The following is a 6,056-nucleotide window of genomic DNA, read 5'->3' on the forward strand; positions in this document are numbered from 1 at the left end:
TGAATTCTGATGTCGAATCAAAAGAAAATTCCACTGCGTAAATGTGTAGCTACAAACGAAATGTTTCCTAAAAAAGAAATGATTCGTATTGTTCGTTCGAAAGAAGGCGAAGTGGCAGTTGATATAACTGGTAAAAAGTCTGGACGCGGTGCATATGTTTCAAAATCAGTGAAAGCTGTTGAAGTTGCTAAAAAACGCAAAGTTTTGGAAAGTCAATTAGAAGTAGCTGTACCTGAAACAATATACGAAGAATTAATGACCATTGTTTCAAAAGAAGGCACTTTATGAATCCGGAACAAGCAATTTTACAACTATTAGGATTAGCTACTCGAGCACGTAAAATTACTACTGGTGAAGAATTAGTGGTAAAAGATGTTCGTGGCAATAGAGCAAAACTAGTTATTATTTCTACGGACGCTTCTGCTAATACGAGCAAAAAGTTAAAGGATAAATGTACGTCTTACAACGTTGAGTTGCATGAATTCGGTGATCGATATGATCTCGGACATGCTACAGGAAAAGAGGCCCGAGTGGTACTCGCCATTACAGATGCCGGTTTCGCGAAAAAACTGTCCGGCCTTCTCAACGAAATAAACCGGGGGTGACCTAATGAGCAAATTAAGAGTTCATGAATATGCGAAACAGATTAATAAGACCAGCAAAGAAGTTATCGAAGAATTAGGTAAATTAAATGTTCAAGTGACGAATCATATGTCGACATTAGAAGGCGATGCTGTATCTAAATTAGATTCAGTTTATAAAAAATCTTCAACAGCATCAAAACAAACGACATCGACTGATCGACCACAAGGACAAAACACTCGTCCTCAAGGAGATCGTCCACAAGGACAAAATACTCGTCCTCAAGGAAATCGTCCACAAGGACAAAACACACGTCCTCAAGGAGATCGACCACAAGGGCAAAACACTCGCCCTCAAGGAAATCGTCCACAAGGACAAAATGCTCGTCCTCAAAGTACTACTCCAGCGAAGCCATCTAATGGTCAAGCTAGAGGTGTAGCTACTCAAGGAACTGCTCGTGATAAACAAAAATCTCAAACGACTAATTCAACAGATAGTCGTAAACAAGAACAAGGGACACAAGCGAAAGAGCAAAAAGTTTTCGGTCAAAACAAAGCTCCAGCTGGTGCATATAGAGGTCGTCAAGGTGGCGGTGGTAATCATCGTCCTGGTACAGGAAATCGCGCTGGTCGTAAAGGCAAGCAAAATCGCCAACCGGTAGCTCCACCAGTACCAAGAAAAGAAAAAGAATTACCAGAAAAAATCACTTTTTATGAATCGTTATCAGTTGCAGAACTTGCGAAAAAGTTAGGCCGTGAACCTTCAGAAATCATTAAAAAATTATTCTTACTTGGAGTAATGGCTACAATCAACCAAGAACTGGATAAAGATGCAATTGAACTAATTTGTGCAGACTACGGTGTTGAAGTAGAAGAAGAAATCAGAGTAGATATTACTGATTTAGAAGTTTATTTTGAAGATGAAACAGAAGTAGCTGGCGTACAAAAAGAACGTCCACCAGTTGTAACGATCATGGGTCACGTTGACCATGGTAAAACAACTTTACTTGATTCAATCCGAAAAACAAAAGTTACTGCGGGCGAAGCTGGCGGTATTACTCAACATATTGGGGCATACCAAGTTGTTGAGAGCGGTAAGAAAATCACTTTCTTAGATACTCCAGGACATGCGGCGTTCACAACAATGCGTGCTCGTGGTGCGAAGGTTACGGATATCACAATTTTAGTAGTTGCAGCAGATGATGGTGTAATGCCTCAAACAATTGAAGCAATTAACCATGCTAAAGCAGCTGAAGTTCCAATTATCGTAGCTGTTAATAAAATGGATAAACCTGCAGCAAACCCTGACCGTGTAATGCAAGAGTTAACAGAACATGGGTTAGTATCTGAAGCTTGGGGTGGAGAAACGATTTTTGCTCCAATTTCAGCTTTAACAGGTGAAGGTATTGATAATCTGTTAGAAATGATTTTATTAGTTTCTGAAGTTGCTGAATTAAAAGCTGACCCTAAACGTCGTGCTATTGGTACAGTAATTGAAGCTCAATTAGATAAAGGTCGTGGATCAGTAGCAACGCTACTAGTTCAAGACGGAACATTAAAAGTTGGAGATCCAATTGTTGTTGGTCATACATTTGGTCGAGTTCGTGCAATGGTGAACGATTTGGGTCGTCGTGTCAAAGAAGCGGGTCCAAGTATGCCAGTTGAAATTACTGGATTAAGTGAAGTTCCACAAGCTGGCGATCGTTTTGTTGTCTTTGAAGATGAAAAAACAGCTCGTCAAGTTGGTGAATCTCGTGCAACAACTATGGTTCAAGAACAACGTTCAGAGAAAACACGTGTAACATTAGATAACTTGTTTGATCAAATGAAACAAGGCGAAATGAAAGAGCTTAACCTTATTGTGAAAGCGGATGTGCAAGGTTCCGTTGAAGCAATGGCTGCGTCATTGATGAAGCTAGAAGTTGAAGGGGTTAATGTTCGAATTATCCACACTGGTGCTGGTGCAATAACTGAATCTGATATTTCACTTGCTGCTGCTTCAAATGCTATCGTTATTGGGTTTAACGTTCGACCTGATATTAATGCAAAACGTGCTGCAGAAGCTGAAGGTGTAGATATTCGTTTACATCGTGTTATTTATAAAGTAATTGAAGAAATCGAAGCAGCTATGACTGGTCTATTAGATCCTGAGTTTCAAGAGAAAATTATTGGTCAAGCTGAAGTTCGAGAAACATTCAAAGTATCGAAAATCGGTACAATTGCAGGAAGTTATGTGATCGAGGGTAAAATTGCTCGCGATAGCGGAATCCGCGTTATTCGTGATAGCATCGTTGTCTTTGAAGGCGTTTTAGATTCACTTAAACGTTTTAAAGATGATGCAAAAGAAGTAGCTAAAGGGTATGAATGTGGTATTACTGTGAAAAACTATCATGATGTTAAAGAAGGCGACATCATTGAATCGTTCGTTATGGAAGAGATTAAACGCAAATGATTTCATACGCGGAATGTGAGTTCATCATTCCTACGTCTCATTCGTTAAAAGAGAAGCGAGCTGTTTTACAGCGAATGCTGACTCGAACGAAGCAAAAGTTTAATGTTTCTATTTCTGAAATAGATCATCAAGATGTTTGGCAAAGAACGAAAATAGCGATTGTTTGTGTTGCTTCTTCTAGTGATGCAAGCGATCGTGAACTCACTCACGCCATCAACTTTTTAGAATCAAATCCAGAGTGGGAAAGAACGGAAACGATCCGTGAACATTTATAGATAGAACAGAGGTGAAGCCAATATGGCGAATCGCTCAACTCGAGTAGCAGAACAAATGAAAAAAGAATTAGGCGAGATTATTGCTCGTAAATTAAAAGACCCTCGCATTGGGTTTGTTACCGTTACCGATGTAGAAGTAACAGGCGATTTACAACAAGCAACCGTTTATATCACTGTTTTAGGGAATAACAGAAAGCGTTCAGACACATTAAAAGGTCTAGAACAAGCTAAAGGGTTTATTCGTACTGAAATCGGTCAACGTATTCGATTACGTAAGACGCCGGAACTCATGTTTGCATTTGATGTTTCTGCAGAATACGGTAGTAAAATCGATACATTGCTTAAGCAAATCAAGACTGAAGACAACGAAAAAACTGAAGATATCGAATAACAGAGAAGAAGTCTGCTTTTTATAAGCAGGCTTTTTCTCAATTCCATACATAAAATTTAATTAGCTAAAGGAGATGGAACGAATGCACAATGGCATTCTTCCCCTATGGAAAGAAAAAGGAATGACTTCACATGACTGTGTCTTTAAACTGCGTAAAATTCTAAAGATGAAACGAATCGGTCATACAGGAACCCTCGACCCTAATGTTGAAGGTGTCTTACCTATTTGCTTAGGTGAATCCACTAAAGTAGCTGAATATTTAACGAACGCTGGCAAGGAATACATTGCTGAAGTAACAATAGGATTGTCCACCACGACTGAAGATGCAGACGGTGAAACGGTAGATTCCAACTTAGAGATCAAGACCATTTCAAAACAACAATTACAACAGGTCTTAACTTCTTTGACAGGTGTAATTACTCAAACACCACCCATGTATTCTGCGGTTAAAGTAAATGGGAAAAAGTTATATGAGTACGCAAGACAAGGACTTGTTATTGAACGGCCATCTAGAGAAGTAACCATTTATGAGTTGGAATTACTTAGCGATGAATCATCATTTATGGGTGAGCAGATTTCATTTCCAATTCGTGTGTCATGCAGCAAGGGTACTTATATTCGCACATTAGCCGTTCAAATTGGAGAGAAATTGGGTTATCCTGCTCATATGTCTAAATTAGTTCGCACCGCTTCAGGGTCATTTAAAGAAGAGCAATGTATAACTCTGCAAATGGTTCAAGACAAGGTGGATGATGGCACACTTGGAGATTTTCTTCTGCCGTTAGATTATGCTTTAGAAAACATGGTGTCATTTGAAGTGCCTAAAGAATTTGTGAAGTCCATTAAAAATGGTCAAGTGTTAGATCAAGTTGAACTATTAAAAGAACATGATCGCTTAGTTTTTACTTATGAAGGACAAGCGGTAGCTGTTTATATTAATCATCCAACCAAAGAGGGAAAGATGAAACCAGAAAAAATGTTTTCTTGGGAAGTTGAGGAGAATTTATTGTGAAAACCATTCATTTATCCTATCCACATCATATTGCAAATATAAATACCGATGGAGATCTTTCGTTAGCGATTGGTTTTTTTGATGGAATTCATTTAGGTCATCAATCCGTAATCTCAAAAGCGAAAGATGTAGCAAAAGAAAAAGGGATTAAATTAGCGGTTATGACATTTGATCCTCACCCATCAATCGTTTTAGGAAAACGCAATGAGCAGGTTTTCTATATCACTCCAATGGAACAAAAATTGCGTTTACTTGAGTCTATGGAAGTCGATATTGTTTTTGTAGTAAGGTTTACTTCAGACTTTGCGAAATTAAGCCCTCAAGAATTCATCGAAAAGTTCATTGTAGATTTAAATGTTAAACATGTAACTGCTGGCTTCGATTTCTCATTTGGGTCATTTGGACAAGGTTCAATGGATACAATGCAGGAATTGTCTGAAGGTCGCTATGAAGTCACCATTGTTCAGAAAAAGACAGATGAAACAGAAAAAATTAGTTCTACAAGAATTCGTCAAGAATTGAAATCAGGAAATATGGACAAAGCTCGAGCATTGCTTGGCAGGCCATATCAAATTCCTGGTGTTGTTGTCCATGGTGATAAGAGAGGAAGACAAATCGGATTCCCTACGGCCAATATTCAAGCACAAGAAGGCTCTTTCATTCCGGCGAACGGCGTATACGCGGTTAAAATGCTTGTGCAAAATGAATGGATTGAGGGAGTTTGTAACGTTGGTTTTAAACCTACTTTTAATAATCCAGAACACAAGAAGTTAACGATTGAGGTTCATCTTTTCGATTTCGATAAAAACATTTATGGGGAAGAAGTGTTCGTCGATTGGTTTAAGCGAATACGAGATGAGCAAAAATTCGATGGTATTCATGCATTAAAAGAACAAATTGAAAAAGATAAACAGTCTTCCATTGAGACTTTGAAAAACTTAAGGTAATGGTTGCTTATCCTTTCTGAATATGCTACTATTTTAAGGTGCACAGTCGTGTACTTAACTGTTGCTTGGCAGTGCGATTCACCACCGCTTGCTCAGTAATTGGGGATATTAATAGAGTATTGGAGGTGAACCGGATGGCAATTACACAAGAACGTAAAAACGAATTAATCGCTGAGTACCGTACTCACGAAAGCGACACTGGTTCTGCAGACATTCAAATCGCGGTCTTAACAGAAGAGATTAACAGCTTGAATGAACATTTACGTACACACAAGAAAGATCATCACTCACGTCGTGGTCTATTCAAAATGGTAGGTCGTCGTCGTAACTTGTTAAAATACTTACGTGAAAACGAAGTATCACGTTACCGTGACTTGATCGCTAAACTTGGTTTACGT

The 6,056-nt window shown here is 38.7% G+C and carries 8 protein-coding genes; all 8 read left to right on the plus strand.

The genetic code is table 11. The annotated features are described in order from the left end of the window. The first annotated feature begins 9 nt into the window (after positions 1 to 9). Positions 10 to 288 carry an RNase P modulator RnpM gene (gene rnpM / locus AC3EA5_RS16195; protein WP_488609263.1) on the plus strand — a complete coding sequence of 93 codons (279 nt, stop codon included), beginning with the start codon at positions 10 to 12 and terminating at the stop codon, positions 286 to 288. Next, positions 285 to 605 carry a YlxQ family RNA-binding protein gene (locus tag AC3EA5_RS16200; protein ID WP_394187415.1) on the plus strand — a complete coding sequence of 107 codons (321 nt, stop codon included), beginning with the start codon at positions 285 to 287 and terminating at the stop codon, positions 603 to 605. Before rnpM ends, AC3EA5_RS16200 begins: the two co-directional genes overlap by 4 nt. 4 nt (positions 606 to 609) lie before the next feature. Next, complete coding sequence (gene infB, locus AC3EA5_RS16205) at positions 610 to 3,033, plus strand: translation initiation factor IF-2 (RefSeq protein ID WP_488609264.1); 2,424 nt, start codon at positions 610 to 612, stop codon at positions 3,031 to 3,033. Beyond that, positions 3,030 to 3,308: a DUF503 domain-containing protein gene (locus AC3EA5_RS16210; protein ID WP_394187417.1), complete on the plus strand. Its 279-nt coding sequence runs from the start codon at positions 3,030 to 3,032 to the stop codon at positions 3,306 to 3,308. Before infB ends, AC3EA5_RS16210 begins: the two co-directional genes overlap by 4 nt. Before the next feature lie 22 nt (positions 3,309 to 3,330). Continuing rightward, positions 3,331 to 3,699 carry a 30S ribosome-binding factor RbfA gene (gene rbfA, locus AC3EA5_RS16215; RefSeq protein ID WP_394187418.1) on the plus strand — a complete coding sequence of 123 codons (369 nt, stop codon included), beginning with the start codon at positions 3,331 to 3,333 and terminating at the stop codon, positions 3,697 to 3,699. An 82-nt stretch (positions 3,700 to 3,781) separates the two neighbouring features. After that, on the plus strand, positions 3,782 to 4,711 hold the full coding sequence (gene truB, locus AC3EA5_RS16220; protein ID WP_488609265.1) for a tRNA pseudouridine(55) synthase TruB: 930 nt from the start codon (positions 3,782 to 3,784) through the stop codon (positions 4,709 to 4,711). Then, entirely contained in the window at positions 4,708 to 5,658 is a 951-nt protein-coding gene (gene ribF, locus AC3EA5_RS16225) for a riboflavin biosynthesis protein RibF (RefSeq protein ID WP_488609266.1), read from the plus strand. Before truB ends, ribF begins: the two co-directional genes overlap by 4 nt. Positions 5,659 to 5,792: 134 nt before the next feature. Then, positions 5,793 to 6,056 (plus strand): 30S ribosomal protein S15 (gene rpsO / locus AC3EA5_RS16230; protein WP_488609267.1); only part of this gene is annotated, 264 nt, incomplete at its 3' end.

The organism is Paenisporosarcina sp., assembly GCF_057785155.1.